The organism is Actinacidiphila bryophytorum, from assembly GCF_016916835.1.
Lineage (GTDB): Bacteria > Actinomycetota > Actinomycetes > Streptomycetales > Streptomycetaceae > Actinacidiphila > Actinacidiphila bryophytorum.
Map to the genome: position 1 here is coordinate 25,778 of NZ_JAFFIX010000024.1, position 26,196 is coordinate 51,973.

Consider the following 26,196-nt stretch of genomic DNA (forward strand, 5'->3'; position numbering starts at 1 on the left):
ATCGAGGGCCGGTGCGCCGCCCCGGGTGCCCCGGGGCGCTTTCCGTCGCTGCCCGCGCGAGGCGCTGCGGGCCGTCGTGCCCGCCCTGGCGGAGACCGCCCTCGCCCATCTGGCGTACGTGCTCGCCTCGGGCGGCGGAGTGCTGGGGTACCTTCCCGGCTACCAGCACGAGGAGGGCTACGAGCTGGGCGGCGTATGCCGCTTCGCCCAGTTGCTGCTGGTGCTGCCGACGATGCGGCGGAGCCTGTCGCAGCCGCCCTGATCCTTGCGACGGCGGTGTACGTACTGCTGCGCGGCGACCCGCGCTGCCCGTGGGGCGTCCGCGGCGCCACCCTCCAGGAGGTCGCTCACGGGGCCGCGGCGACGTGTGTGATCTGCGGTGCGGGGCTCCGCCGCCGCGCCGGCAACGGCCCGCGGAAAAGCCGCGGTAGCACCGTTGACACCCCCGCGGCGGCCGTGTCGTACTAACGGGATCGAACTCGATGTCGTAATGCGGCCCGGCCTTCCGCGCCCGGGCTCCTGGGGGGATTGCGGTGGCGAGGATGGCGGGGATGATCTACCCGACGACCGACGAGATTACTGCGAGTGCACGTGCTTTAACCCTGAGTTATCCGGAGATCTGCCGGCTGGGGAGGGTGGGCAGATCGCGGGCGGGCCGCCCGCTGCTGATGCTGACGGTGGGCCAGGGCTCCCGCAACGTCCTGGTGGTGGCCGGTCCGCACGCCAACGAGGCCGCCGTGGGCGGCGCCACGGCGCTGCGGCTGGCCCGCGGCATCGCCCGGCAGCGGGCGCGCGGCGAGGACGACGGCAGCAGCTGGCACTTCCTGCTGTGTATCGACCCGGACGGCGCCGCCCTCAACGAGCCCTGGCTGTCCGGCCCCTACACCCTGCGGGACCACTACGAGCACTTCTTCCGGCCCTGCACCGCGGAGCAGCCCGAGTGGCTGCCGCACGAAGGCGACACCCGCTGCCCCGCACTGCCCGAGACCCGCGCCCTGGTCGGCGTGCTTGACGTGCTGCGGCCGGTGCTCCAGTGCTCGCTGCACGGCATCGACATCGGCGGCAGCTTCGTCCAGCTCACCAGTGACGTGCCGGGGGTGCCGGAACGCATCGGCAAGTCCGCCGCGGAGCTGGACATACCACTGGAGAGCGGCTCGTCCGACGCCTTCCAGTGGCCGAGCCCCGGCCCCGGCGTCTATGTGATGCCACCCTGCGGCGACCCGGCGGCCGGCGACGGCGCCCACTCCACCTGGGTGCACGCCAGGCGTTACCACGGGGTGACCGCGGTCGTCGAGGTCCCGATGTGGGCCTGCGACCGCAGCGCCGACACCACACCCCACCCCGACCCCGACCGGGCGCTGCGCACCGCGGGCGCCGCCCTGCGCCGCGACCTGCCCACCGTGGCGCGGCTGCTGGACGCCGTACGCCCGCAGATCAGGGGCACGGACGGCGGCGCTCTGCTGCGCACCGTACGCGAACTGGTGGGGCTCGGCCCCGCACTGACCGCCGACTGGGACCCGGCCGTCCGCGCGCCCGGGGCCGCGCCGCTGCCGGACATGACCACCGCCCTGGTGAACAGCATCGAGGTCTACGCCCAGCGCATCCCACTGCGCGCGGCCGCGATGCTCCGCCAGGTCGCCGACGTCCCCCTGGTCTCCCGGCTGGTCGACAGGTGGTGCGAGGCGTACGAGCGCGCCTACCGCCCGCGCTGGGTGCCGGTCACCGACCAGGTCGAGCAGCAGGCCCGCAGCGTGATGGCCGTCTACGAGGAACTGCACGCCTGACCGCCCCCGCGCCCTCCACGTTCACCCGGGCGGAGCAGCAGCAAGACGCGCCCCGGGCACTTCCCGGGGATCATGAACGGCACGGGGACCGGCAGCCGACAGCTGGAGGGCGCCATGACTTCCGACAAAGCAGCCGGCAGCGGCCTGCGCGAACGCCTGACACCGGGCAGGATCGTCGTCCTGGTGCTCGGCGCGCTCGCACTGGTCTTCGTCTTCGAGAACACCCAGGACGTCCGCATCCGGCTGCTGGTGCCCGAGGTCACCATGCCGCTGTGGCTCGCGCTGCTCGCCACCTTCGTCGTCGGCTGGCTGTGCGGGCGCTTCCTGCGCGGCTCCCGCAGGCGGTGAGGGCGTCGGGGTAGGGGCGGAGGCGCAGAACCCGGCGGAACTCAGGGCTGCGGGACGGCCACCAGCGACTTGCCCATGCAGATGCTCAGCTCCTCGTGGCGGTAGTAGCCGAACTTCTTCACCGGCGCATAGCCGCACGACTCGTACAGTGCGATCGCCTCGGGCTGCCGCGAGCCGGTCTCCAGCACCATGCGGGTCCGCCCGGCAGCCGCAGCACTGGCCTCCAGCTCCGCCAGGATCGCCCGGGCCAGGCCCCGGCCGCGGGCCTCCTTGACGACGAACATCCGCTTGATCTCGGCGTCCCCGTCCTCGTGCCCCTCGTCCGAGGCGTCCTGCGCCCGCCACCCGCCGCTGGCGACCGGCTGGCCGTCGGCGTCGTAGGCCACCAGGTACAGCCCGTGCGGCGGGTCGAAGTTGTCGGCGGCCATCGGGGTGGCGTCCCCGTCGCCGTACCGCTCGACGTACTCCATCTGCACCAGGTCGTTGAGCCGGACCGCGGCCGGTTCGTTGTAGCGCGTCCTTCTGATCTCCACACGGCCATCTTACGTGGTCCCAGGCCCCAAATGTCGCACATATGTGCGATACGACTTTCTGCCGCCGTGCCGCTGCGGGTATCGTCCGCCGGGTGCTGACCGTGACCTCTGTGAACGTGAACGGACTGCGGGCTGCCGGGAGGAAGGGCTTCCTGCCCTGGCTGGCGGCGACCGCGGCCGACGTGGTGTGCCTGCAGGAAGTCCGCGCGGAGCCCGACCAACTCCCCGACGAACTGCGCGACCCCCAGGGCTGGCATGCCTACCACGCCCCCGCCGCCACCAAGGGCCGCGCCGGCGTCTCCATCTACTCCAGGACGGCGCCCACCGCCGTTCGTGTCGGCTTCGGCTCCGCGGAGTACGACGCCTCAGGCCGCTACATAGAGGTCGACCTGCCGGTCGGGGGCACCGCGGCCGGGCTCACCGTCGGCAGCCTCTACCTGCCCACCGGCGAAGCCGAGACCGAGCGCCAGGACGCCAAGTACCGCTTCATGGCGGAATTCCGCGCCCACCTCGACGCCCTGCACGAACGCGCCGCCCGCACCGGCGGCCACGCCCTGGTCTGCGGCGACTGGAACATCGCCCACCAGGAGGCCGACCTGCGCAACTGGCGCGGCAACCGCAAGTCCTCCGGCTTCCTGCCCGAGGAGCGCGCCTGGCTCACCGACCTCCTGGACCCCGCCACCGGCTGGACCGACGTCGTCCGCAGCCTGCACCCGGGCGTCGAGGGCCCGTACTCGTGGTGGTCCTTCCGCGGCAAGGCCTTCGACAACGACACGGGCTGGCGGATCGACTACCACATGGCCACGCCCAAGCTCGGCGCCGCGGCGGCCACCGCCGCGGTGGAGCGCGCCGCCACATATGCAGAGCGCTGGTCCGACCACGCCCCGGTCACGGTGACCTACACCATCTGACGGCGCGTCGCACGCAGCAGGAGCCCGCGCTTCGCGACTCGGCATGGCAGCGGAAAAAAACGGCATACGTGCCGCGCCCGCGCCTGGCATTGTGACGCCGTGACCCGACCAGAAGTAACCGTCAAGATCCCCGCGGAACTGCGCCTGTTCGTCCCCGCCGACCGCCGTGCCGCCACCACCACGCTGACCACCGACGGCTCGTCCTCGCTCGGCCATGTCGTCGAGTCGCTCGGCATCCCGCTGACCGAGGTCGGCGGTCTGGTTGTCGACGGCCGCGAAGTGCCCGCGGGGCACGTGCCGGCGGCGGGCGAGGTCGTGGAGGTCCGCGCGGTGACGCGCCCGCAGCAGATGCCCGGCGCCCCGCTGCGCTTCCTGCTCGACGTGCACCTGGGCACGCTCGCGCGGCGGCTGCGGCTGCTCGGCGTGGACGCGGCCTACGAGAGCGAGGACATCGGCGACCCGGCGCTGGCCGCGCTCTCGGCGAAGGAGCGCCGGGTGCTGCTCTCCCGCGACCGCGGCCTGCTGCGCCGTCGCGAACTGTGGGCGGGCGGCTACGTCTACAGCGACCGCCCCGAGGAGCAACTGCAGGACGTGCTGGGCCGCTTCGAGCCGGCGCTTGCGCCCTGGACCCGCTGCGTGGCCTGCAACAGCCCGCTCAGGGACGCGGACAAGGAGTCGGTCAGGGACCGGCTCGCCGACGGGACCCGCAGGACCTACGACGTCTTCGCCGAGTGCACCGGCTGCGGGCGCGTGTACTGGCGTGGCGCCCACCACACCCGCCTTGCCGCGATGGTGGAGCAGGCGCTGCGCGACCACGGGGAGCGCCGCCTGCCGGACGGCGGCTGACCCGCACCCTTTGCCGCCGGCGCCGAGCCGCCGCCGGCGTTCACCGAAAAGAGTTTTGTGCTGGACAAAAAAAGTTTTCGGTGAGACGGTGGAGACATGTTGGACGTGAGCGTGATCGAGGACGCCGAGGCGGCAGCCGTGTCGCTGGACCCGATCCGGGCCAGGCTGCTCGCCGAGCTGGCCGCGGGGCCGGCCTCGGCGGCGATGCTGGCCGGACGGGTGGACCTGCCCCGGCAGAAGGTCAACTACCACCTCAAGGCACTGGAGAAGCACGGCCTGGTCGAGCTGGCCGGCGAGCGGCGCAAGGGCAACGTCACCGAGCGGCTGATGCGCGCCACAGCCGCGTCGTACGTCATCTCGCCGCTGGCGCTGGCCGCCGTGCAGCCCGACCCGGCCCGCTTCCGCGACCAGCTGTCCGCGCGCTGGCTGCTGGCACTCGCCGCCCGGCTCGTCCGGGACACCGGTGCGCTGATCACCGGCGCCGACCGGGCAGGGAAGCGGATCGCCACCTATGCGCTGGACGGCGAGGTGCGCTTCGCCTCGGCGGCGCAGCGCGCCGCCTTCGTCGAGGAGCTGACCCGCGGCGTCAGCGCCCTGATCGCCAAATACCACGACGAGGACGCGGTCGGCGGTCGGCCGCACCGGGTCGTCGTCGCCCTGCACCCCACGGTCAAGCAGACGACGGCCGAGGCGGCGCAGGCCCGCCCCGAGGTCTCCGCCGCCCCCGCGGACGAGGATCCGGCGTGAACCACGACGTATATACGCGCACGTGTTCCTGAACCCCTGCCAGACCCCTGAATCCCGAGAGAAGTGGCCCACCATGCCGAAGCCGTTCGAGATCGTCCGCGAGTTCGAGGTCGAGTCCACCCCCGAGGAGGTCTTCGCCGCCATCACCTCCGGCACCGCCGGCTGGCTGTGGCCCTCCGAGTACGAGCCCAAGGAGGGCGGTGCCGCGCCCTTCGGTGCGACCATCACCGCGTGGGACCCGCCGCACCGGCTGACCGCGCGCGCCGAGATGCCCGACGGAGTGCACGGCCAGACCCTCAACCAGCTCGACCACCTCATCGAGTCCCGCGAGGGCGGCGGATCGTGGGTGCGCTACGTGCACAGCGGGATCTTCGTCGACGACTGGGAGAACCAGTACGACGGCGCCAACCACCACACCGACTTCTACCTGCACACCCTCGGCCAGTACCTGAAGCACTTCAACGGCCGCCCCGCCGCCTACGCGTCGGTGATCGGGCCTGCCGCCTCCGGCACCCCCGACGCCCTGGAGCGGTCCTGGCAGGCGCTCGGGCTGCCCGCAGGCGCGGCCGAGGGCGCCGCGGTCGACGTCGAACTGCCGGGCGCGGGACGGGTCCAGGCCGTGGTCGACTACCGCGACGAGTACTTCTTCGGCCTGCGCACCGGCGACGCGATGTACCGCTTCTTCGGCCGAAACCACTGGGGTGCGACCGTCGGCGTGGCCGTCCACGACTTCGCCGCGGGCGCGGACGGGGAGCGTATCGGCGCCGACTGGACCGCGTGGCTCGGCAAGGTCTACGCCTGACCTGCCGGCGCCCCCGGCGGCCTGCGGCTCCGACCGTGCCACGTCCCGTAGATTGGCACCGAGAGTTGGGAGCACGTATGTCCGCACACGTCCCGCACGGGCCTTCCCGGGGCGTCCCGGGAAGGCCCGGCACCCTCCGGCGGCCCGGCGGCCCTGAGTCCGCGCGCACGCGCGCTGCGCGCACCGGGGGCTGACGCCGTGGCGACCTACATCCTCGTGCCGGGCGCCGACGGCTCCGCCTGGTATTGGCACCTGGTCGTACCGGAGCTGCGCGAGCGCGGCCACACGGTGGTCACCGTGGACCTGCCGGGCGAGGACTCCGCCGGGCTCGACGCCTTCGCCGACGCGATCGTCGCCGCCGTGCACCAGGCGGCGCCGCTGCCCGATGCGCGCATCGTCCTGGTCGCCCAGTCGCTCGGCGGCTTCTCCGCCCCCCTGATCTGCGACCGCGTCCCGGTCGACAGCATCGTCCTGGTCAACGCGATGGTGCCGCTCCCCGGCGAGACCGCGGGGGAGTGGTGGGACAACACCGGGCAGGCCGCGGGCAGGTCGGCCTATGCCGAGGCGACGGGGCGCGCCGCCGGCGCCGAGTTCGACATCCTCACCGACTTCTTCCACGACGTACCGCCCGAGGTGGCGAAGGAGGCGATGGCGGCCCCCCGGACAGGGCCGCCGGCTGCGGTCTTCGCCCAGCCCTGGCCGCTCGCGGCCTGGCCGAGGGTGCCGACCCGCTTCCTCCAGGGCCGCGACGACCGCTTCTTCCCGCTGGAGTTCCAGCGGGACGTCGTGCGTGAACGGCTCGGTATCGACGTCGAGACGGTGCCGGGCGGGCACCTGGTGGCGCTGAGCCGCCCGCGCGAACTGGCCGCGGAACTGCTCAAGGAAGCGTGACGCCGCCGCGCGGGCCGCGTGACATCCCATCGGGCGACACGAAATGCGGACGTGCGGGATGAAACGGGCGCCCGCGGGGGCTGGGTGACGGATGGGAACCGGGGGTTTGCGAGGATCGTGGCGATGACTGCCACACCGTCCGACGCATACGCAGACCGCCAACCGGTCCCCGCACCTCGCTCCGACGCCGACGGCCTGGGCGGCCGTGACGCCGACGCGCGGGGCGGCAACCGGCACCGCAGGCCCCGCCGCAGACGGCGCGCGAAGGTCCTGGCGGTGGTCGGCGTGGCCGGGCTCGCGGTGGTGGGCGCCGGCTACACGGTGGCGACCCGGCACTCCGACGCCGCGACCGCGGACGCCGCCGACCGCGGCAAGGACGGCGCGCCGAGGGCGTCGGCCGCCGCCGTGCCCGGTGCGGCAGCGGCGAGCGCGAGCCCGACCACGGCTCCCGGCGGCCCGGTCGCGGCGATCGCCGGTCTCGGCCCGAAGACCCGTTCCGAGATCCCCGCCGCCACCCGGCAGGTGCTGGTCGCCTCGGGCAAGGCGAAGAACTCCTCGGACACCGTCGTCACCCTGTGGACCAGGACCGGCAGCGGCAGCTGGCAGCCGGGCGCGGCCTGGCCGGCCCACAACGCCCTGCGCGGCTGGACCGGCGGCCACCGCGTGGGCGATCTGCACAGCCCGATCGGGGTGTTCACGCTCAGCGACGCCGGCGGCTTCGACCCGGACCCGGGCTCGAAGCTGCCCTACCACCACTCCGCCAAATTCCGGGCGGGCGGCGTCGGCTTCAACGGCGAACCCCTCGACCAGGCCTTCGACTACGTCATCGCGATCAACTACAACCGGGTGCCCGGCACGTCCCCGCTGGACGGCACGCAGCCGATGGGCGCGAGCCGCGGCGGCGGCATCTGGGTGCATGTGGACCACGGCGGCCCGACCCACGGCTGCGTCAGCATCTCGGCGGCCCACATGGTCGACCTGCTGCACACCCTGCAGCCCGCCGACCACCCGGTGATCGTCATGGGCGACCGCGGCTCGCTGGCGGCCTAGGCCGTGTTTTGGAAGTAGCGCCGTCCGCCCACAGGGCGGGCCCCGCGGCGTCTGGTGCGTGCGATCGCAAGGCGGAGGGTCGTCCTCGTAGTGGGCCTACTCGGACGACTCCGACAACGCAGCGAGCGTGCGTGCCAGGCGTCGCGGGGCAGGCGGGACTTCCAAAACACGGCCTAGGTGCAGTGACCGAGTTTGCCCCTGCGGCGGTTACTCCCGGGGGAGTACGCCGTCCCGGTGGCGGCGCTCACCGCGGGAGTAGACACAAGCCCTACTGCAGGTCGATGTCACATCCGGGCAGTTCCGGGAGTCTAGATGGCAGGAGGGGTTGCCAACTCCCGGGGTGCAACGGAGGTAACGGCATGGACCACGACCAGGAACTGGCCGACTTCGGGCGGCGCTGGACCGAGGCCGAGCGGCTGGGCGACGTCGCCGCGCTGGACGCGCTGCTGACCGAGGACTTCACGGCTGTCGGTCCGCACGGCTTCGTCCTGGACAAGAAGCAGTGGATCGACCGCTACGCCTCCGGTGCGCTCATACACGATGCCTTCACCTGGGAAGAGGTCACGGTCCGCAGGCACGGGCGGGCGGCGGTCGCGGTGGGCGTGCAGGGCCAGCAGAGCATCTACGACGGGCGGGACGCCGACGGGTACTTCCGGGTCACCCAGATGATCGTCGCGGACGGGGCGGACTGGAAGCTCGCCGCCGTGCACCTGAGCCCGACGGGTGTCCGGCAGGCCGGCCCGGAGGCGTAGCGGCGGCGCCAGGGCAGTGGTCGGTCAGGGCCTGCGGTCCGCCGGTGCGCCCCGCGGCGGACCGACCACCGCGGGGCGCTGTCAGGGGGCGGCGGACCGCCGGGGTGCGGGCTCAGCCGCGCGGCAGCACCATCGACTGGACCTGGGGCAGGCCCTTCCAGTCGTTGGAGGCCACGGTGGCGTGCGCCTTGGCGAGCTGGGCGACCCTGGCCTGGGCGTCGGCGGGCGCGGGGTTCACGTCGTCCAGCGCGGGGGCCACGTTCTGCGAGTCGGTCATGAAGAGCAGGTAGTGGTGGGTGTCGTACCAGCTCGTGTCGATGCTGCCGTTCAGATACGTGGCGGCGTCACCGTCGAAGGCCACGAACCACGGCCGCAGCGAGGTGTCGGAGTAACGCGTCCTGGGGTCGCCCGCCTGCGCGTTGTGGACCGAGGGGAAGACGTTGGCCTGTGCGGTCTTGCCCTGGCTGTGCAGGTCCCGCAGGTAGCCCGCGTACTCGCGGTCGGTCCACAGCGAGTCGGTGGGGTTGGACTCCTCGACCGTGCCGGGGATGACCTCGAGCAGCACCTTGCCCGCGAGCTGTGCGCGCGTCGGCCAGTTGCCGGCGTTCGCCGCCTCGTCCAGGGTGACGTACTGCCCGCCGCCCGGCTTGTTCAGCAGGTCGTTCGGCTTGAACACCAGGCTTCCCAGGTGGGCGCTGATGGACTGGTCGAGCTTGGCCGGACTCATCCCGAAGCTGGCCTGGAAGCCCGCCTTCATCTCCAGCTTGATGATCAGCGGACCGTGGCCGGGGCGCGCCCCGAGCCAGACCCGGACGTCGTCCAGGCAGCTCTCCAGGTCCTTGTTGGCCCCGCCGGTGTAGAGCTGGTCGGGGGAGGAGGCGTTGACGCAGTTGTTGCCGTTCCCGGTCGGGTTGGAGTGGCTGACCTTCCATTCCTGGGTGAAGAAGTCGTCCCACACGTCGAGTTCGATCATCGAGGTGCCCGAGTCGAGCGCCTGCGCCAGGTAGCTGAACGCGGCGGGGTCGTAGGTGTTGTGCAGTCCGGACATGGTGGTGCCGGACAACGGCAGCGCATCGGTGTCCGCGGCAGCGGCGCTGCCGTCGGGGCCTGCGGCGGTGAAGGCGAGGCAGGCGGCGAGCGCGCCGAGCAGAGCGGTGCGCGCGGTGGCGCGCGGGCGGAGCGTAAGGCGGCGGGTCAGCGGACCGGTCACGTGTGTCCTCCTGTGGGGGTGGCTCTCCGTCAGGACGGTGACGTCCACGTGTGAATCGACGGAGACATGACACGTAACACGGCCTGCATTCCTGCTGTCACCTCCGAGTTCGGCCACATTGCCGCGCGTCCGGCCGGCGGACGGGGCTCAGGAGGCGCCGAGCAGCCGGAGGACCGCGGTGGTCGCCGCGGCGGCGAGCACCACCACGAGGAAGGGCGCCCTGCGCCAGGCGCACAGCGCGCCGACGGCGACCCCCGCGGGCCGCGCCGGTCCTGCGAAGCCGTGGCCCTGGGTCAGCGCCGAGGTCGCCACCAGCGCGGCCAGCAGCACCACCACCGCGACGGTGAGCAGGTGTTCGGCCCGCGCCGGCAAGGTCACCCGGGAGCGCAGGACGGGTCCCGCGAGGCGGAAGGCGTAGGTGCCGGCGCCCAGCACCGCGGTGGCGGCCAGCAGTTGTGTTCCGCTGCTCATCGGGAGTCCTTGCTGCTCATGGCGGATCGTGGGTGTCCTTCGCGGTCGTCGGGTGCGGGGTCGGCGGCGGCGGCGCCCGCACTACCGGTGCCGGCTGCGGCGACCCCGGCGAGTGCGAGCAGCACCGGCAGGCCCGCGGGCAGGAAGGGCGTGGTGGCCAGTGCGACCGCCGTCCCTGCCAGGGCCGCCCAGCGGGTCCGCGGGAGCCGCAGGTTGGGCAGCACCAGCGCGAGCAGCACGGCGGGGAAGGCGGCGTCGAGACCGAGGGCGTCGGTGTCGCCCACCGCCCGCCCGCCGTAGGTGCCCAGCACCACACCGGCGTTCCAGCTGAGGAAGAGGCTCGTTCCGCACAGCCAGTAGGCCTTGTGCCGGCGCGCCGGCCCGGTCTGCGCCAGCGCGAAGGCGACCGTCTCGTCCACCATCAGGTGGCTGCCGGCGATCCGCCGCAGCCACCCCGTGCCGAGGGCGTCGCCCACCGCGAACCCGAAGGGCACATGACGGGCGTTCACCAGCAGCCCGGCGGCGACCGCGGCGATCGGGTTGCCGCCGGCCGCGACCAGGCCGACGAAGAGGAACTGCGCGGCCCCGGCGAAGACCACCGCCGACATCAGCATCGGCAGCCAGACCGGCAGTCCGAGTCCGACCGTGATCGCACCGAAGGAGGCGCCGACCACGGCGTCGGCCGCGCACACCAGCGCAATGTCCCGCGACAGACTGCGTGTTGGGAGCTTCTCTGTTCGCCATATCGAACGCATCGCCGCCTATACTGAACACCGAGGAAGTCGTTCGTCAAGGCGAACACATGGACTTCTCCAGCGAACGAAGGAGCGGGTGTGGCACACGACGAGAACCCTCCCGGCGGTCCGCCGCTCGCGGTCATAGCCGCCTCGCTGCAGCGCGAACGGCGCCGTGCGGGCCTGTCGCTGGCCGAGGTCGCCCGGCGGGCGGGAATAGCCAAGTCGACGCTGTCGCAGCTGGAGTCCGGCACGGGCAACCCGAGCGTGGAGACGCTGTGGGCGCTGAGCGTCACCCTCGACGTGCCCTTCGCCCAACTCGTGGAGCCACCGCGCCCCCGGGTGCAGGTCATCAGGGCCGGCGAGGGCCCCGCCCTCGCCGCCGAGCGCGCCGACTACGTGACCACGCTGCTCGCCTCGTCCCCGCCCAACACCCGGCGCGACATCTACCTGGTGTCCGCGCAGCCCGGCGCCGCCCGCGAGTCGGACCCGCACATGCCCGGGGTCGTCGAGCACGTCGTGCTCAGCACGGGGCGGGCGCTCGTCGGCATCGCGGAGGACCCGGTCGAACTCGCCCCCGGCGACTACGTCACCTATCCCGGCGACGTCTCCCATGTCTTCAGGGCGCTCGAACCGGACACCCTCGCGGTCCTCGTCTCAGAACACCGCTGACCCGCTGATCAGAACACCGCCGACCGGCCGACCGGAAGGAGCCACCGCCGTGCCGCAACCACCCCGACCTGCGGAAGGGCACGGGCCGTCCGTGCGGACCGAGCGCAAGGGCGCGGTGACCACCGTCGTGCTCTCCCGCCCCGCGGCCCGCAACGCCGTGGACGGCCCCACCGCGCAGGCGCTCGCCGACGCCTTCCGCGCCTTCGACGCCGACGACGAGGCGTCGGTGGCGGTCCTGTGGGGCGAGGGCGGCACCTTCTGCGCGGGCGCGGACCTCAAGGCGATCGGCACCGAGCGCGGCAACCGCGTCGCCGACATCGCGAACGCGAGCCATGGCGACGGCCCCATGGGGCCGACCAGGATGCGGCTCGGCAAACCGGTCGTCGCGGCCGTGTCCGGCCACGCCGTGGCGGGCGGTCTCGAACTGGCCCTGTGGTGCGACCTGCGGGTCGTGGAGGAGTCCGCCGTCCTCGGCGTCTTCTGCCGCCGCTGGGGCGTCCCGCTGATCGACGGCGGCACCGTACGGCTGCCGCGGCTGATCGGCGCGGGCCGCGCCATGGACCTGGTCCTCACCGGCCGCCCGGTCGGCGCGGCCGAGGCGCTGGCCATCGGCCTGGCCGACCGGGTCGTGCCCGACGGCACCGCACGCGCAGCCGCCGAGGAACTGGCCGCGCAGATCGCCGCCTTCCCGCAGACCTGCCTGCGGCACGACCGGCTCGCCCTGCTCGAACAGCAGGGACTGCCGGAAGACGCGGCTTTGGCCGTGGAGTTGGCCCATGGCCGGATCTCGCTGGCCCAGGCGGCCCAGGGCGCCGCCCGCTTCGCCGCGGGCGAGGGACGGCACGGAGCCTTCGGCGGCTGACCGCGGCCCCGCCCGCCACCCCGTTCAGTGCCGGAAGAGCCGCAGCCTGGTGTGCGCCAGGGCGATGCCGTACTCGCGGCAGGCCTCCGCCACGTCAGCCGAGCGGATGGAGCCGCCCGGCTCGGCGATCCAGCGCACACCGTGGCGGGCCGCGTGGTCCACGTTGTCCCGGAAGGGCAGGGCGCCGTCGGAGGCGAAGGCGACGCCTGTCAGAGCGGCGGCCCACTCCTGGCGCTGCCCGTGGCCCAGCACGTCGGCGGGCGTGGCCAATGCGCGGCCGAAACGCCTGCGCTCGTCGTCGGTCATGTCGCCCTCGACGAAGCGGACCTGCCAGTTGACGCGGTCCTGACGGCGTGTCCCCGGTACGAAGTCCAGCGCCGCCACCGCCGGATGCCGCCGCAGCCACCAGCTGTCGGCCTTGGCACCCGCCAGCCGTGTGCAGTCCACCCGCGACTGCTGCCCGGCGCCGATGCCGAGCGTGACCCCGTCCCGTACGTAGCACACCGAGTTGGACTGCGTGTAGCGCACCACGGCGAGCCCCAGCAGCAGGTCCTCCACGGCGTCGTGCGGCAGCGGCCCGCCGCACACCACGTCCTCCAGCAGCGACGCGTGCAGCGGTACGTCGTCGCGCTGCTGGGTCAGGCGCAGCCCGTGCACCTCGCGGTCCTCCTGGGGCGGCGGCACGAACCCGGGATCCGCCTCCAGGACCAGGAAACGGCCCTTCTTCTTCCGGGTGAGCGCCGCGACCGTCCCGGGCGCATAGCCCGGGGCGACGATGCCGTCGCACACCACATGCGCCAGCAGCGCCGCCAACTCCTCGTCCACCGGGTGCGACACGGCGGCGATGTCCCCGTAGGACGACTTCGGATCGGCGTCCCTGGCGCGTACGTAGGCGCTGGTCAGCGGGCCGGCGTGGGGGTCGGCGCGGTAGAGGGCGGCAGTGGCGGGGTCGAGCGGTCCTGCGAGCGCGGCCCCGGCGGGCGACACATGCTTGAAGGACGCCGCCGCGGGCCTCCCCAGCGCTTCCGCGGCGTCTCTGACCAACTGCCAGCCGCTGAGCGCGTCCAGCAGGTTGATGTACGACGGTTCGCCGCCCAGCACCTTGAGCGGCCATGCACCCGCCTGCACAGGCGTGGCACTTGCCACGTGCTGCTGGGGATTGGTCCCGTAGCGCAATTGCACGTCCTGGCCTCCTCGGTCAGAGCCCGCGACCCCGCACGGCGGAGTCGACGGGCTGCGGTGACGAGAGGCGCCCAGGCGGTCGACGCTCACGGATGCAGTCGGCCGCTCCCCGGTGGTGTCCCACCCTCGCCAGTCGCGACCGCGACCGACTCTAGCGGAGCCGGCCGGCAACCGGGCGTCATATGCGGCCGGTACTGCCCGCCACCCGCATCGCCCATGCCAGGCAGCCGAGCGCGCCGGTCGCGACCAGGGTCCGCACGATGTTCCAGTGCACCCACGCGGACTCGAACTGCGCCCGCACCGCAGCGGGATCGTGGATACGGGACGGCGCCCCCGCGTCCGCCAGACGGTTGTTGAGCGGCACGTTGAAGCCCATCGTGACCACGAGCGAGGTCACGTAGAGCACGACGCCCGCAATGATCCACGGCAGCGCGGGCCTGCCCTCACCGCCGCGGTGCAGCACCGCGGCGACCACGCCGAGCACGAGGGCGCCGCCGAAGGCCAGCGTGAACCACCCGTTGAGTATCGCCACGTTGACCCGCTGCATGGTCTCGACGAAGGTGCGGTCGCCCGCCTTGGCCAGACCGGGCATCACGGCGACGGAGAAGGCGAAGTAGATCCCCGCCGTCAGGCCGGTGGTGAGAGTGGCGGCAAGCAGCACCAGGCTGCGGAGGTCGCCGTTCATGGCAACTCCTCGGGTCGGGCGGCGGGACGGGGCGGGGGCCGGTGCGAACGGGGCGAGCGGCGTGTTCTGCGTCATGACCTCAGTGAATCCGCGCGTCCCATGCCCCGGCCATCGCCGAGAAGCTCATCCCCATACGCGGGCGTCCAGACCTAGGCTGTGGCCATGGACGCACTGGCCACCCTCCTCGACGGCCCGCGGGCGCGCGGCGCCTTCCTGCTGCGGTCCGTCCTCACCCCGCCCTGGTCGGTCAGGATCGCCGACCTCGCGCCGCTCACCTTGGTGCACATGGTCAGGGGCGACGCCTGGATCAGGACCGACGACGGGCAGGCGCGCCACCTGCGGCCCGGCGACATCGCGGTGATCCGCGGCCCCGAGCCGTACGTCGTCGCAGGCGACCCGCAGACGGAACCGCAGATCGTCATCAGGCCCGGCCAGGTCTCGACCGACACCGAAGGCAACGAGCTGTGCGAGCAGATGGACCTGGGCGTGCGGACCTGGGGTGACGACCCTGGCGGTGTCGACGGCTCGGGCGGGTCGGACGGTGCCGGGAGCCCGGCGGCGGGGGAGCCGCCGCAGTCCGCGGTGATGATCAGCGGCACCTACCAGATGCGCGGCGAGATCAGCAGCCGGCTGCTGTCGGCGCTGCCGCAGGTGCTGGTGATGGCGGGGGACGAATGGTCCAGCCCGCTGCCCGCGCTGCTGGGGGAGGAGATCGTCCGCGACGAGCCGGGCCAGGAAGTGGTGCTCGACCGGCTTCTCGACCTGCTGCTCATCGCGGTGCTGCGGACCTGGTTCGCCCGGCCCGAGGCCGGCGCCCCCGCCTGGTACGCCGCACAGAGCGACCCGGTCGTGGGACCCGCGCTGCGGTTGCTGCACAACGACCCCGCCCACCCCTGGACCGTCGCGGATCTCGCCGCCAGGACCGGTGTGTCGCGCGCGGCGCTCGGCCGCCGCTTCACCGACCTGGTCGGTGAGCCGCCGATGGCGTACCTGACCGGCTGGCGGCTCGCCCTGGCCGCCGACCTGCTGCGCGAACCGGACGCCACCATCGCCTCCGTCGCCCGCAGGGTCGGCTACGGCAGCCCCTTCGCGCTCAGCGCGGCCTTCAAACGCGTCCGCGGTGTCAGCCCGCAGCAGCACAGGGAGCGTACTGCCGCGGCTTCGTAGGCGCGCTCCGTCCGGCAGGGGTGTTCGCTGCATCTGGCAGAACATTCCGGCGTGGAATGTTTAGGCTGGCTGCATGAAGGACTGGGATCTCCGCAAACTGCAGATTCTGCGCGCCCTGCACGACACGGGAACCGTCACCGCGGCGGCAGCGGCGCTGCGGATGACCCCTTCGGCGGTGTCGCAGCAACTGGCCGCACTGTCAAAGCAGGTCGGCACACCTGTCATCGAGGCGCGCGGCCGCGGCGTCCGGCTCACGGGTGCCGCCCATGTGCTGCTGCGGCACTCCGAGATCGTCTTCGCACAGCTCGAACGCGCAGGCGCCGAGATCGACGGCTGGGCGCAGGGCGAGGCGGGTGTGGTGCGGATCGGGACCATCGCCACCGCCATCACCCGGCTCGTGGTGCCGGCCGCCGCGCTGCTGCGGCGCAGCGCCCCGGGCATCACGGTGTCGGTGCGGGAGGCCGAGGCCGCGGAGGCATACGAGCGGCTGGCGGCGGGAGACGTCGACCTGGCGCTGTCCCTCGCCGTCGACGCGCCGACCGCCGGGGACCCGCGCTTCGTCCTCTTCCCGCTGCTCACCGACCCGCTCGACATCGCGCTGCCGCCCGGCCACCAGCTGGCTGCGGCGCCCGGGCTGCGGCTCGCGCAGCTGGCCGAGGAGCCGTGGATCTTCGGCAGCCGGGGACCGTGGCGCGACCTGACGCTCGCGGCCTGCGCCGACGCCGGTTTCGTGCCGGAGCAGGCGCACGCGGCGGCCGACTGGCCGGCCATCTTCTCGCTGGTCGCGGCAGGGATGGGGATCGCGCTGGTGCCGCGGATGGCGACCGCGGGCGGCCTGCGGCAGGAGGTGGTGGTGCGGGCACTCGACGCCGACCGGCCGCGGCGCCGGATCGTCGGGGCGGTGCGCGGCGGGGGGCAGGACGCGCCGCTGCTGCGCAGGACGCTGGACGCGCTGCGGCAGGCGGCGGACCTGGATCCACTGTACAGCTCAACTGAAAGTTCTGTTCAGTAAGTTTCGATGGACGTGAACGGTGGGGAGGCGGAGAGTGGAGGCACAGGGGATCGGAGCACACGAGAGGGGCTGACAGACGATGACGAGCACGAGTGCGGGTGCAGCTGTGGGAGCGCACGCGGATGCGAGTGCGGGAGGCGGCGCGGGGGCAGAGGGCGGTAAGGCCTGCACGCCGCTGACGTCCTACACGGGGGACGCACTCCCCTACGCGGGGGGCAATCCGTTCGCGGACTACCGGCGTGCGGACCTGACCCGGGCGGGGCTCGGCTCGCTCGCGGACCTGGCCGACCGCCGGCTGGGGGCAGGGGTGGTCGTCGCCAACGACGAGTTCTTCGCCGAGCGGGAGAATCTGCTGGTGCGCGGCCCCGCGGTCTTCGACCCCGAGCGCTTCGGGCACAAGGGCAAGATCATGGACGGCTGGGAGACCAGGCGGCGGCGCGGCGCCTCGGCCGACGTCCCGCACCCGGACCCGGCCGACCACGACTGGGCGCTGATCCGGCTGGGGGCGCCCGGGGTGATCCGCGCGATCGTGGTCGACACCGCCCACTTCCGGGGCAACTACCCGCAGGCGGTGTCGGTGGAGGCGGTGGCTGCCGCCCCTTCGGCGTCGCCGGACGAGCTGCTCGACCCGGAGCTGCGCTGGACCGAGGTGATCACCCGGAGCGCGGTGGGCGGCCACGCGGAGAACGCCTTCGCGGTCCATCTGGAGCGCCGCTTCACCCATCTGAGGCTGCGCCAGCATCCCGACGGCGGCATAGCGCGGCTGCGGGTCCTGGGGGAGGTGGCGCCCGACCCGGAGTGGCTGGCGGGCCTGGGCACCTTCGACCTGGTGGCGCTGGAGAACGGCGGGGTCGTGGAGGACGCCTCCGACCGCTTCTACTCGCCCCCCGAGCACACCATCCTGCCGGGCCGGTCGCAGAAGATGGACGACGGCTGGGAGACCAGGCGGCGCCGCGACACCGGACACGACTGGATCAGCTACCGGCTGGCGGAACAGGGTGAGATCCGCGCCGTCGAGATCGACACCGGGTATCTCAAGGGCAATGCGGCCGGCTGGGCCGAACTGTGGGTCAGGGACGGCGAGGCAGCCGAGTGGATCCGGCTGCTGGACCGGACGCGGCTGCAACCCGACACCGTGCACCGCTTCCTGGTCGAGCCCCAGGCGGCCACGCACGCCAGAGTCGACATATTCCCCGACGGGGGGATAGCCCGGCTGCGGCTGCACGGCTCGCTGACCGCGCAGGGCACCGACCGGCTCGTCCGCCGCACCGCGGCGCTCGGCTGACCGGGCGGGGTCAGGCGGCGCCGAAGAGGGCGAGCAGGTCGTCCTTGCCGAAGAGCCGGGCGGTCTCGACGGCCGAGGGGGTGCCGGCCGCAGGGTCGGCGCCGCCCGCGACGAGGGCGGCGATCACCTCGCGCTCACCCTTGAAGACCGCGCCCGCCAGCGGGGTCTGGCCGCGGTCGTTGGCCCGGTCGGCCTCGGCGCCCCGCTCCAGCAGCGCACCGACGGTGTCCGCGTGGCCGTGGTAGGCGGCGAGCATCAGCAGGGTGTCGCCGCGGTCGTTGGTCAGGTTCGCCGGGACACCGGCGTCGATGTAGGCGGCGAGCTTGTCGGTGTCGCCCTGCCGGGCCAGATCGAAGACCTGCGCGGCCAGTTGCAGGACCTCGGGGTCGTGGGCGGGCTCGTGCTCGGTGTCGGGCTCGTGGCTCTGCCCAGGTGTCGGCTCGGTCATGGACCCACCCTATGCAGCGCACTCGCCGTCGAAGAAGGAGATCACCACCCGCCGGGGTGCGCTGTCACCCACCCGGATGTCCAGCGGGACGCACGCCTTGCCGTCACCGGCGACGAAGAAGGCACCGAGGAAGGAGGTCGCCGCATCGGCACAGGCGGAGAAGGTCACCGCGGGCGCAGGCCCCATGTGGTCGCCTCCGCCGAACTCCAGGCCCGCGCGGGCGCGCTGCTCGGCTCCGATCGTGACGGTCGCCGACCCGCCGAGCCGGACGGAGGCGCCGACCAGATAGTGCCAGCCGTCGGAGTTGTGCACACCGTGGGCCTCCTGGTCGCCGCGGACCAGCCCGTGCAGGCCTTCCAGGGTCAGCGGACCGACCGTGACGTCGTCGCCTCGCGCGCGGGGGGAGGAGGAACCGGGTGGCGACCAGGGGCGGCCGGCGGTGGCGGTGGAGTCGCCCGGGTGGCCGGGCGCCGTGGTGGCGCCGTCGAGGCAGTCGACGGGGCGGGGGTGCTCGACGCTGCCGACCGGAGGGCCGGGGGCTTCGGTGGGTTCGGCTGCGCGGGGCGGATCCTTGGGGCCGCCGCCGAAGGTGCAGCCGACGGCTAACAGCAGTGCCCCAACCGTCACACCGGCCGCGTGCCACGCTCGACCTGACATGGGCATCACCCCTTCATCAGGACGGTACGTCCTCAGTCCAGCGGCGGCCAGACCACCAACTGCCGTACGAGGGCGGCGTCGCCGGTCAGCCGCAGGGTCCCCTCGTCCCAGGGGGCACGGCGGTAGAGGGCCAGCAGGAGGTCGCCGGCCGGGGCCGACACCGTCGCGTCGGCCTCCGGGCGGCCCTCGCCCGCGGAGCTGCGGACCGCCGAGGCGCCGGTCTCGTCCAGGATCAGCGTCCAGGCCCGGCCCTCGTCCGCGACCAGCGCGACCCGGGCGGGGGAGTGCGGCCAGCCGTCCATCGAACCGAAACCCACATGGAGGAAGTCATCGACAGCATCGACAGCAAGGTCGGGCGGCAGCGGCTCGGGCGCACCCGCGGCGTCCTGGGCGTCCCTGACGTGGACCGCGATCTCCCGCACCTGGTGCCGGGCGACGGCGCCTGCGGTGGCGGAAACACCCGAGTCCGCCCACCAGGTCCAGCACCGCCCGTCGGCGCCCGCGCCGCGCAGCGCGTCGAGCAGGGCAGCCGTCGAGCCGGCCGACCACTCCAGCAGGTCGCCGGTCGGCAGCCGACCCGGCACCTGGTCGTCGGACGGCGGGCGCGGCGCGGGACCCGCGCTGACGGCGGCGGCCCAGAAGCGCTGGTTGGCGCCGACATGGGCCAGCAGGTCAGGCACCGTCCAGTCGGGGCAGGCCGGGATCCTGGCGTCGGACGGCGCGTCCCGGGCCGCGGAACGCAGTGCGGCGGACCGCTCGGCTATCTGGTCGAGCCATTCATCGAACCGCGGAGCCGGCGAAATCGTCATGGGCTCCGTTGTAGCAGCGAACACCGACAAGCAACCCGCGCGCGGGCGAGTCCGCCACGTGGGCGCCCGAGCTGACCGTTTGCGGCAGTTTTGCCCAACCCTGACGGAGGCGGGGCCTGTTCAGGGCGCGGCGAAGGCTGTTCCATGGTGATCGTCAGTCCTGTCTGTCCCGTCAGCCCCGACGAACCGGATGAGGTGGCCTTGGCTACGACCGTGCGCAGTACGAAGGTGACGCTTCCGGCCGCCCCGCTCGGACCGGAGAACCCGCTGCCCGCGCTGCGCCCGCAGAGCGAAGTACACCGGCTGGACCCCGCCGACCTCGAAGGGCTGCCGGCCGACATGCTGCGGCAGATCGGCTACGCACCCCTGCGGACGGTGCTCCCGGTCCGCCTGCTCGACGGCTACGGGCGGGAGCGCGAGCCCGCGCAGCTCGACGCGCTGGTGATCGAGAACAGCAGGCTGCGCGCGACGGTGCTGCCGGGGCTCGGCGGGCGGCTGCACTCGCTGTTCCACAAGCCGACCGGGCGGGAACTGCTCTACCGCAACCCGGTGTTCCAGCCGGTCGACTTCGGGCTGGCCGGTGCGTGGTTCTCCGGCGGGGTCGAGTGGAATCTCGGCGCCACCGGGCATGCCGCGCACACCTGCGCCCCGCTGCACGCGGGCCGGGTACCGGCGCCCGACGGCGGCGAGATGCTGCGGCTGTGGGAGTGGGAGCGGCTGCGCGACCTGGCCTTCCAGGTCGACCTGTGGCTCCCTGAGGGCTCCGACTTCCTCTATGTCGGCATCCGGGTGCGCAACCCGCACGACCGCACCGTCCCCGCCTACTGGTGGTCCAACACCGCGGTGCCCGAGACCGACCGCACCCGGGTGATCGCCCCCGCGGAGGCCGCCTGGCACTTCGGGCACCAGCGCCGGCTGCGCCAGGTCGGGCTGCCCGCCCCGGGGGGCGCCGACCACACCGCGGGACCCGACGTCAGCTACCCGGGCGGCTCGCAGCATCCCGCCGACTACTTCCTGGACGTCCGCGGTGACGACCGGCGCTGGATCACCGCACTGGACGGCGACGGGCACGGCCTGGTCCAGACGTCCACCGACCTGCTGCGCGGCAGGAAGATCTTCTGGTGGGGACGCGGCAGCGGCGGACGGCGCTGGCAGGAGTGGCTCACCGAGCCCGGTACCGGCGGCTATCTGGAGATCCAGGCCGGGCTGGCGCGCACCCAGTTCGAGCACATCCCGATGCCCGCCGACACCGACCTGTCCTGGCTGGAGGCCTACGGCCCGCTCAGCGCCGACCCGGACCTGGTGCACGGGGCGGACTGGGACACCGCCCGCGCCGAGGCGGCCGCCCGCCTGGAGGCGGTGCTGCCCCGCGCGGCCGTCGACACCGCCTACGCCGACTGGCTCGCGCAGGCCGACGCCGAGCCCAAGGAGATCCTGGCCACCGGTTCCGGCTGGGGCGCCCTGGAGGCCGAGCGCAGCCACTTCCGGCTGCCCGGCACCCCCTTCGAGGCGACCACCCTCGGCGACCCGCAGAAGCCCTGGCTGGAACTGCTGCTGGCCGGCGTCTTCCCCCGGCCGCCGGTCGGCGCCCCGCCCGGCCCCGCCCTGGTCTCGCCGCAGTGGCGCGAACTGCTGGAGTCCGCCGACACCTACCCGGGCAACGAGTGGTTCCGCGACTACTACCTCGGCCTCGCCCAGTGGGCCGCCGGCGACCGGGCGCAGGCCGTCCGCAGCTGGGAGCGCTCGCTGGCCGCCCACCCCTCGCCCTGGTGCCATCGCGCACTGGCGGTCGCCGACGCCGCAGAGGGCAGGACCGGCCAGGCCGCGGAACGGTATGCCGCGGCCTGGGAAAGCCTGCTGGCCACCGCGGAGCAGTACGGACCCGGGGCAGGCACCGCCCAGCGCGCGCTGCTGGTCGAGGCGGTGCCCGCCCTGCTCGACGCCGGCCGTGCCGCCGACGCCGAAGCGATACTGGCCGAGCCCGCGGCCGGCGGCGGCGCACCCTTCGACGACGGACGCATCCGGCTGCTGCGGGCACGTACGGCACTGGCGCTGGGGGACACGGCCGCCGCCCGCGCCCTGCTGGACGCCGGGATCGTCGTCGCCGACCTCCGCGAGGGCGCCGAGGAGCTGAGCGACACCTGGCACGCCGTCGCAGAGCGGCTGGTCGCGGGCGACGGCGAGATCACCGACGCGGTGCGGGCCGCGGCCAGAGCCGCGCACCCGCTGCCCGCCCGCTACGACTTCCTGATGCGCCCCGACGACACCGGCCCCGCACCCGCCGGCCCCGCGTAAACCGGTGGCCCGGGCCGCGCCCGCCCGCCACAGTGGTCGCTGCGCCCCGGGTCAGCGGGGTGATCGCCACACCGACGGGGGAGTCGGGGGGAAGGGGACAGCCATGTCCACACTGCGGGTGACCGCCGAGCAGTTGACCATCGTGGAGCACCCGAACGCGGATGCCCTGGAGCTGGCCCAGGTCGGCCTGTACCGTGCGGTGGTCGCCAAGGGCGCCTACCGCACGGGGGAGTTCGCGGTGTACATCCCCGAGCAGGCGGTGCTGCCCGACCCGCTGATCGCCGAACTCGGCCTGACCGGCCGACTCACCGGGGGCGCGGCCAACCGGGTCAAGGCGGTGCGGCTGCGCGGCGAGCTGTCCCAGGGCATCGTGTGCCGCCCGGCCGCACTCGACGGCACCGACCTGGAGCGGGCCGCCGCGGGCGGCGAGGACTTCGCCGAACGCCTCGGCATCACCAAATGGGTGCCGCCGGTCCCGGTCTCGATGAGCGGCGATGTGGCGGCCGCGCCCGACCTGCTGCCCTGGACCGACATCGAGAACCTCAAACGCCACCCGGACATCTTCGCGCCCGGCGACCTGGTCACCGTCACCGAGAAGCTGCACGGCACCGCCTGCTGCCTGACCTACCACGCCGGAACCGGCGCGCTCGACGTCACCTCCAAGGGCCTGGGCGCCCAGCGGCTGGCCCTGATCGAGGCGCCCGGCAACCTCTACTGGCGTGCCGTGCGCGGCTACGGCCTGCCGCAGCTCGCCGCGGACCTGGCCCGTACGCTCGGCGCGAGCCGCGTCGGCATCTACGGCGAGGTCTACGGCGGCGGTGTGCAGGACCTCGGCTACGGGATCGACGCCCGCCGCGAACTGCCCGGATACGCCGCCTTCGACGTGTGCGCGGACATCGGCGGGCAGCTGACCTGGCTGGACCCGGCCGACCTCCCGGTCGGCGAACTGCCGCTGGTGCCCCGCCTCCACCACGGCCCCTTCGACCTGGACCAGGTGCTCGGCCTGGCCCAGGGCCGGGAGACCGTCTCAGGCCGCGGCGCCCACATACGCGAGGGCGTCGTCGTCCGCACCGCCGACGGCACCTACAGCCCCGTCGTCGGCGGCCGGGCCATTGCCAAGGTGGTCAGCGACGCCTATCTGACCCGCAAGGGCGGCACCGAGTACGAGTGACGGCGGCAGACCCGCGGGAGGTCAGTCCACCAGCCGGGCGCGCAGCCGCTGCCGCGCGTCCGGCCACTCGTCGGCCAGCATCGAGAAGAAGACGCTGTCCCGCCACGTCACCCCGTCCGAGCGCAGCCGGTGCCGCCGCCACACCCCCTCCCGCACCGCGCCGAGCCGCGCGATGGCCTGCTGCGAGCGGGTGTTGAGCCGATCGGTCTTCCAGCAGATCCGGCCGTAGCCCAGGTCGTCGAAGGCATGGCCCATCAGCAGCAGCTTCGCCTCTGTGTTGACCGCGGTGCGCCAGTGGTCGCGCCCGTACCAGGTCCAGCCGATCTCCAGCCGCTCGTCGACGGTGCTCACGTCGCAGTACGTCGTCCAGCCGACCGCCCGGCCGCCGGCCCGCTCGACCACCGCGAAGGCCAGCCCGCCGGACTCCTCGGAGCCGGCCACGACCCGGCCGGCCAGCTGGCGTATCTCCTCCTCGCTGCGCGGCGGCTCCACCGGCAGCCAGCGCCACACCTCCTCGTCACCGCCGCCCGCGGCGAACAGCGCGGCGCTGTGCGCGGCCGGATCCAGCGGTTCCAGCCGGACGTGGCGGCCTTCCAGGACTGTGTGCACGGGGCTCTTCGCAACCATGCGCGCACGCTAACCGGCCGACCGCATGCCTGGTCAACGCCATTTCACCGGGTGGACGGCATGGTCTGCCGATCCATGGGTACGCGCGGGGTTCAGCGAGCGGAGACCCCCGACCCGAGATCCGTACGACCGGCCCTGGAGAGGACACACAACCGATGACCGACGACATCAGTCCCAACGGCGCCCTGCCTCCGGCGCAGCGCGCGCTGCACGAGATCGCGCACGGCAGCGAGAACGTCATCGCGCTCAGTACCCTCGCGGTCAGCGAGGTGCTGCTGCCGGTGCCCGCCGTCGACGAGTACCCGGAAGGGGTGGACGGCTCGGAACTGCCCCGGGAGATCCAACTGCCGGTCTACGAGCAGGAGGACGGCAGGCAGCTGGTGCCGGTCTTCACCTCCGAGACGCGCATGGCCGAGGCGCTGCCGACGACCCGCAGCTACCGGCTGGTGCAGCTGGCGGCGCTCAGCGGCGCCTGGCCCTCCGACGAGCTGATCCTGTCGATCGACACCGGCAACGAGGATTCGCTGAGCATCTCGGGCGAAGGCGTGCGCGCCCTGGCCGGGCTGGTCGGCGGCAGCAACTGACCGCCGGCCACCCGGCCCTGCGGCAGAACCCCGCTCAGCGCCGCCCGCGGTAGACCACCAGAGCGCCGGCGGCCTTGTCGAGCAGCAGTTCCCCGGGCGCGGGCGCCACCTCGCCGTCGCAGGCCAGGTGGACGCCCGCGCCGGGCACGCGCACCCGCAGCCGCGGCACCGACGCCGCCTCGTACACCGGCGACCTGGTCAGCACCCCGGTCAGCGCCGCCCCCAGCAGCCGGGTCCTGGCGAAGGGGCCGCCGTCCACGATCCGCACGTCGAGCCGCCCGTCCGCCAGGTCGCGGCGCCGCACCGGCGCCAGGCCCACGCTCGAATAGCGGCAGTTCCCGGCGAAGAGCAGCCACACGGAACGCGGCCTGCCGTTGATCTCGATGTCCACCGGCGTGCAGGTCCGCAGTACGTGCACCGCCGCCAGAACGCTCGCCGGCCACGAACCGACCCGCCGCGACCAGCGCTCCCTGACCCGTACCAGGTCCGGGTAGGAGCCGATGCTGAAGGTGTTCAGAAAGGGTTCAGCGGCCGCGCCGGGGGCGTCGAGCCCGGTGGTGCGGGCCACGTCCACCCGGGCCGCGGTGCCGTCCAGCACCGCCGTCGCCGTGTCCTCGACCGTGCTCAGGCCCAGGTCGAGCGCGAAGTGGTTGCGCGTGCCGCCGGGGAAGACCGCGAGCGGCAGCCCGTACCGCAGCGCGACGGCCGCAGCCAGCCGTACGGTGCCGTCGCCGCCGCACACCCCCAGGGCGCCGCCCCGCTCGACCGCGGTGCGCGCCGCCTTCTCCAGCAGCTCCGCCAGGTCGTCGTCCTCGGTGCACTCGGTGACGTCGGCCTGCGGCAGCGCCGCCGCGATCCGCACCTCGGGCGGGGTCAGCAGCGGCGGCGGCCCCGACGCCGCGTTGACCACCACCTGGAGCCCGCGCCCGCCCGGCAGCGCCGGCGCCCGAGCCGCCGGTCCCGGACGCGGAACGCCAGGCGCCGGCGGCAGCAGCGCCCGTACGGTCAGCGCGGCGCCCGCGCCCAGCGCGCAGCCCACCAGCACATCGCTCGGGTAGTGCACCCCGGTGTAGATCCGGGAGAAGGCCACGCTCGCCGCCAGCGGCGCCACCGCCGCGCCCCAGCCGGCCGACTCCATCCCGGCGCCGACCGCGAAGGCGGCGGCCGAGGCGGAGTGCCCCGAGGGGAAGGAGGAGGTCACCGGCTGCCGGTGCAGCTGCCGTATCAGCGGCACGGTGTCCAGCAGCGGCCTGGCCCGGCGCACCGCTCCCTTGCCCACGGTGTTCACCGTCAGCGACGCCAGTGCCAGTGAGCCGAGGCCGCGCAGCGCCGCCCGGCGGCCGTCCCTGCCGCCCGCCACCGCCATGCCGGCCGCGACCGCGCACCACAGCCGGCCGTGGTTCGCCGCGCGGCTCAGCCGCGGCAGCACGGGTTCCGCGCCGGGCCAGTGCCGGCCCGCGACCTCGGCGAACAGTGCCACGTCCCAGCGCTTCCATGGGTAGCTCATGCCACCCGATTACCCTGCGCGGCGCCGCGCACGCCCAGCGCTTGCAGCGCGCCTTCAGGCCCTGCCCCTTGCGGTGGGCCTGCACCTTTCCCCTGGCGGTGGGACGGTCTCGCAGTTCCCCGCGCCCCTGGGTGATTGCCCCTTGCCGTGCGTT

At 73.6% G+C, this 26,196-nt stretch carries 29 protein-coding genes and 1 riboswitch; of the genes, 18 read left to right on the forward strand and 11 right to left on the reverse strand.

The genetic code is table 11. The annotated features are described in order from the left end of the window. Window positions 1-25: 25 nt before the first annotated feature. The 3 genes from JT723_RS27635 to JT723_RS27645 all read left to right on the forward strand — a co-directional run bounded on the left by JT723_RS27635 (window position 26) and on the right by JT723_RS27645 (window position 2,132). On the forward strand, window positions 26-262 hold the full coding sequence (locus JT723_RS27635; protein ID WP_205047534.1) for a hypothetical protein: 237 nt from the start codon (window positions 26-28) through the stop codon (window positions 260-262). Between the two features lie 289 nt (window positions 263-551). Beyond that, window positions 552-1,784, forward strand: coding sequence for a M14 family zinc carboxypeptidase (locus JT723_RS27640; RefSeq protein WP_307794031.1), 1,233 nt, complete (start codon window positions 552-554; stop codon window positions 1,782-1,784). 114 nt (window positions 1,785-1,898) lie between these two features. Then, the gene (locus JT723_RS27645; protein WP_205047536.1) at window positions 1,899-2,132 is read left to right on the forward strand and encodes a lipopolysaccharide assembly protein LapA domain-containing protein; all 234 of its coding nucleotides are present in this window, start codon (window positions 1,899-1,901) and stop codon (window positions 2,130-2,132) included. Between the two features lie 41 nt (window positions 2,133-2,173). On the opposite strand, the gene JT723_RS27650 is transcribed toward JT723_RS27645, so the two are convergent. Then, on the reverse strand, window positions 2,174-2,665 hold the full coding sequence (locus JT723_RS27650; RefSeq protein ID WP_251513476.1) for a GNAT family N-acetyltransferase: 492 nt from the start codon (window positions 2,663-2,665) through the stop codon (window positions 2,174-2,176). A gap of 92 nt (window positions 2,666-2,757) precedes the next feature. Here JT723_RS27650 and JT723_RS27655 point away from each other — a divergent pair, with 92 nt between their 5' ends. From JT723_RS27655 to JT723_RS27685, 7 genes are all read left to right on the forward strand, one after another. Further along, a complete protein-coding gene (locus JT723_RS27655) occupies window positions 2,758-3,576 on the forward strand; it encodes an exodeoxyribonuclease III (protein ID WP_205047537.1) in 819 nt (272 codons plus the stop codon). A 99-nt stretch (window positions 3,577-3,675) separates the two neighbouring features. Next, window positions 3,676-4,422, forward strand: coding sequence for a Mut7-C RNAse domain-containing protein (locus JT723_RS27660; RefSeq protein ID WP_205047538.1), 747 nt, complete (start codon window positions 3,676-3,678; stop codon window positions 4,420-4,422). Window positions 4,423-4,518: 96 nt separating this feature from the next. Then, window positions 4,519-5,169, forward strand: a complete 651-nt coding sequence (locus JT723_RS27665; RefSeq protein ID WP_205047539.1) for an ArsR/SmtB family transcription factor — start codon at window positions 4,519-4,521, stop codon at window positions 5,167-5,169. Window positions 5,170-5,242: 73 nt separating this feature from the next. Then, window positions 5,243-5,971: an SRPBCC family protein gene (locus JT723_RS27670; protein ID WP_205047540.1), complete on the forward strand. Its 729-nt coding sequence runs from the start codon at window positions 5,243-5,245 to the stop codon at window positions 5,969-5,971. A gap of 198 nt (window positions 5,972-6,169) precedes the next feature. Continuing rightward, entirely contained in the window at window positions 6,170-6,862 is a 693-nt protein-coding gene (locus JT723_RS27675; protein ID WP_205047541.1) for an alpha/beta fold hydrolase, read from the forward strand. 123 nt (window positions 6,863-6,985) lie between these two features. Further along, window positions 6,986-7,912, forward strand: coding sequence for a L,D-transpeptidase family protein (locus tag JT723_RS27680; RefSeq protein ID WP_205047542.1), 927 nt, complete (start codon window positions 6,986-6,988; stop codon window positions 7,910-7,912). A 359-nt stretch (window positions 7,913-8,271) separates the two neighbouring features. Then, window positions 8,272-8,664 carry a nuclear transport factor 2 family protein gene (locus JT723_RS27685; protein WP_205047543.1) on the forward strand — a complete coding sequence of 131 codons (393 nt, stop codon included), beginning with the start codon at window positions 8,272-8,274 and terminating at the stop codon, window positions 8,662-8,664. Between the two features lie 112 nt (window positions 8,665-8,776). Here JT723_RS27685 and JT723_RS27690 read toward each other — a convergent pair whose 3' ends face one another. The 3 genes from JT723_RS27690 to JT723_RS27700 all read right to left on the reverse strand — a co-directional run bounded on the left by JT723_RS27690 (window position 8,777) and on the right by JT723_RS27700 (window position 11,037). Next, entirely contained in the window at window positions 8,777-9,874 is a 1,098-nt protein-coding gene (locus JT723_RS27690; protein WP_251513473.1) for a phosphatidylinositol-specific phospholipase C domain-containing protein, read from the reverse strand. A gap of 147 nt (window positions 9,875-10,021) precedes the next feature. Further along, on the reverse strand, window positions 10,022-10,345 hold the full coding sequence (locus tag JT723_RS27695; RefSeq protein ID WP_205047544.1) for an AzlD domain-containing protein: 324 nt from the start codon (window positions 10,343-10,345) through the stop codon (window positions 10,022-10,024). Beyond that, on the reverse strand, window positions 10,342-11,037 hold the full coding sequence (locus tag JT723_RS27700) for an AzlC family ABC transporter permease (protein ID WP_443608269.1): 696 nt from the start codon (window positions 11,035-11,037) through the stop codon (window positions 10,342-10,344). The genes JT723_RS27695 and JT723_RS27700 overlap by 4 nt, the downstream gene beginning before the upstream one ends. A 141-nt stretch (window positions 11,038-11,178) precedes the next feature. Here JT723_RS27700 and JT723_RS27705 point away from each other — a divergent pair, with 141 nt between their 5' ends. Next, a complete protein-coding gene (locus JT723_RS27705; protein WP_205047546.1) occupies window positions 11,179-11,751 on the forward strand; it encodes a helix-turn-helix domain-containing protein in 573 nt (190 codons plus the stop codon). Window positions 11,752-11,800: 49 nt separating this feature from the next. Beyond that, the gene (locus JT723_RS27710) at window positions 11,801-12,613 is read left to right on the forward strand and encodes a crotonase/enoyl-CoA hydratase family protein (protein ID WP_251513471.1); all 813 of its coding nucleotides are present in this window, start codon (window positions 11,801-11,803) and stop codon (window positions 12,611-12,613) included. Window positions 12,614-12,637: 24 nt separating this feature from the next. On the opposite strand, the gene JT723_RS27715 is transcribed toward JT723_RS27710, so the two are convergent. Next, entirely contained in the window at window positions 12,638-13,795 is a 1,158-nt protein-coding gene (locus JT723_RS27715) for a phosphoribosylaminoimidazolecarboxamide formyltransferase (protein WP_205047548.1), read from the reverse strand. A gap of 62 nt (window positions 13,796-13,857) precedes the next feature. Next, window positions 13,858-13,942, reverse strand: a riboswitch (ZMP/ZTP riboswitch). Between the two features lie 31 nt (window positions 13,943-13,973). Next, complete coding sequence (locus JT723_RS27720) at window positions 13,974-14,480, reverse strand: anthrone oxygenase family protein (protein WP_205047549.1); 507 nt, start codon at window positions 14,478-14,480, stop codon at window positions 13,974-13,976. 162 nt (window positions 14,481-14,642) lie between these two features. On the opposite strand from JT723_RS27720, the gene JT723_RS27725 reads away from it, so the two are divergent. The 3 genes from JT723_RS27725 (at window position 14,643) to alc (ending at window position 17,944) form a co-directional block, all read left to right on the forward strand. Beyond that, window positions 14,643-15,647 (forward strand): AraC family transcriptional regulator, encoded by a 1,005-nt coding sequence (locus tag JT723_RS27725; protein ID WP_205047550.1) that lies wholly within the window; start codon window positions 14,643-14,645, stop codon window positions 15,645-15,647. 73 nt (window positions 15,648-15,720) lie between these two features. After that, on the forward strand, window positions 15,721-16,659 hold the full coding sequence (locus tag JT723_RS27730; protein WP_205047551.1) for a LysR family transcriptional regulator: 939 nt from the start codon (window positions 15,721-15,723) through the stop codon (window positions 16,657-16,659). A gap of 79 nt (window positions 16,660-16,738) precedes the next feature. After that, the gene (gene alc, locus JT723_RS27735) at window positions 16,739-17,944 is read left to right on the forward strand and encodes an allantoicase (protein ID WP_205047552.1); all 1,206 of its coding nucleotides are present in this window, start codon (window positions 16,739-16,741) and stop codon (window positions 17,942-17,944) included. A 10-nt stretch (window positions 17,945-17,954) separates the two neighbouring features. Here the strand turns inward: alc and JT723_RS27740 are convergent, their stop codons facing one another. From JT723_RS27740 to JT723_RS27750, 3 genes are read right to left on the reverse strand one after another with little or no spacing between them, the layout of a single operon-like run. After that, window positions 17,955-18,392, reverse strand: coding sequence for an ankyrin repeat domain-containing protein (locus tag JT723_RS27740; RefSeq protein WP_205047553.1), 438 nt, complete (start codon window positions 18,390-18,392; stop codon window positions 17,955-17,957). Window positions 18,393-18,401: 9 nt separating this feature from the next. After that, a complete protein-coding gene (locus JT723_RS27745) occupies window positions 18,402-19,049 on the reverse strand; it encodes a hypothetical protein (RefSeq protein WP_205047554.1) in 648 nt (215 codons plus the stop codon). 32 nt (window positions 19,050-19,081) lie between these two features. Next, the gene (locus JT723_RS27750; RefSeq protein ID WP_205047555.1) at window positions 19,082-19,858 is read right to left on the reverse strand and encodes a maleylpyruvate isomerase family mycothiol-dependent enzyme; all 777 of its coding nucleotides are present in this window, start codon (window positions 19,856-19,858) and stop codon (window positions 19,082-19,084) included. Window positions 19,859-20,059: 201 nt separating this feature from the next. On the opposite strand from JT723_RS27750, the gene JT723_RS27755 reads away from it, so the two are divergent. Both JT723_RS27755 and JT723_RS27760 read left to right on the forward strand, forming a co-directional pair. Beyond that, window positions 20,060-22,153 (forward strand): DUF5107 domain-containing protein, encoded by a 2,094-nt coding sequence (locus JT723_RS27755; protein WP_205047556.1) that lies wholly within the window; start codon window positions 20,060-20,062, stop codon window positions 22,151-22,153. 103 nt (window positions 22,154-22,256) lie between these two features. Further along, window positions 22,257-23,324, forward strand: a complete 1,068-nt coding sequence (locus JT723_RS27760) for an RNA ligase (ATP) (protein ID WP_205047557.1) — start codon at window positions 22,257-22,259, stop codon at window positions 23,322-23,324. Window positions 23,325-23,345: 21 nt separating this feature from the next. Here JT723_RS27760 and JT723_RS27765 read toward each other — a convergent pair whose 3' ends face one another. Beyond that, on the reverse strand, window positions 23,346-23,951 hold the full coding sequence (locus tag JT723_RS27765) for a GNAT family N-acetyltransferase (RefSeq protein WP_205047558.1): 606 nt from the start codon (window positions 23,949-23,951) through the stop codon (window positions 23,346-23,348). A gap of 155 nt (window positions 23,952-24,106) precedes the next feature. On the opposite strand from JT723_RS27765, the gene JT723_RS27770 reads away from it, so the two are divergent. Further along, window positions 24,107-24,535 (forward strand): SseB family protein, encoded by a 429-nt coding sequence (locus JT723_RS27770; protein WP_205047559.1) that lies wholly within the window; start codon window positions 24,107-24,109, stop codon window positions 24,533-24,535. 34 nt (window positions 24,536-24,569) lie between these two features. Here JT723_RS27770 and JT723_RS27775 read toward each other — a convergent pair whose 3' ends face one another. Then, complete coding sequence (locus tag JT723_RS27775) at window positions 24,570-26,042, reverse strand: bifunctional phosphatase PAP2/diacylglycerol kinase family protein (protein WP_205047560.1); 1,473 nt, start codon at window positions 26,040-26,042, stop codon at window positions 24,570-24,572. Window positions 26,043-26,196: the final 154 nt, after the last annotated feature.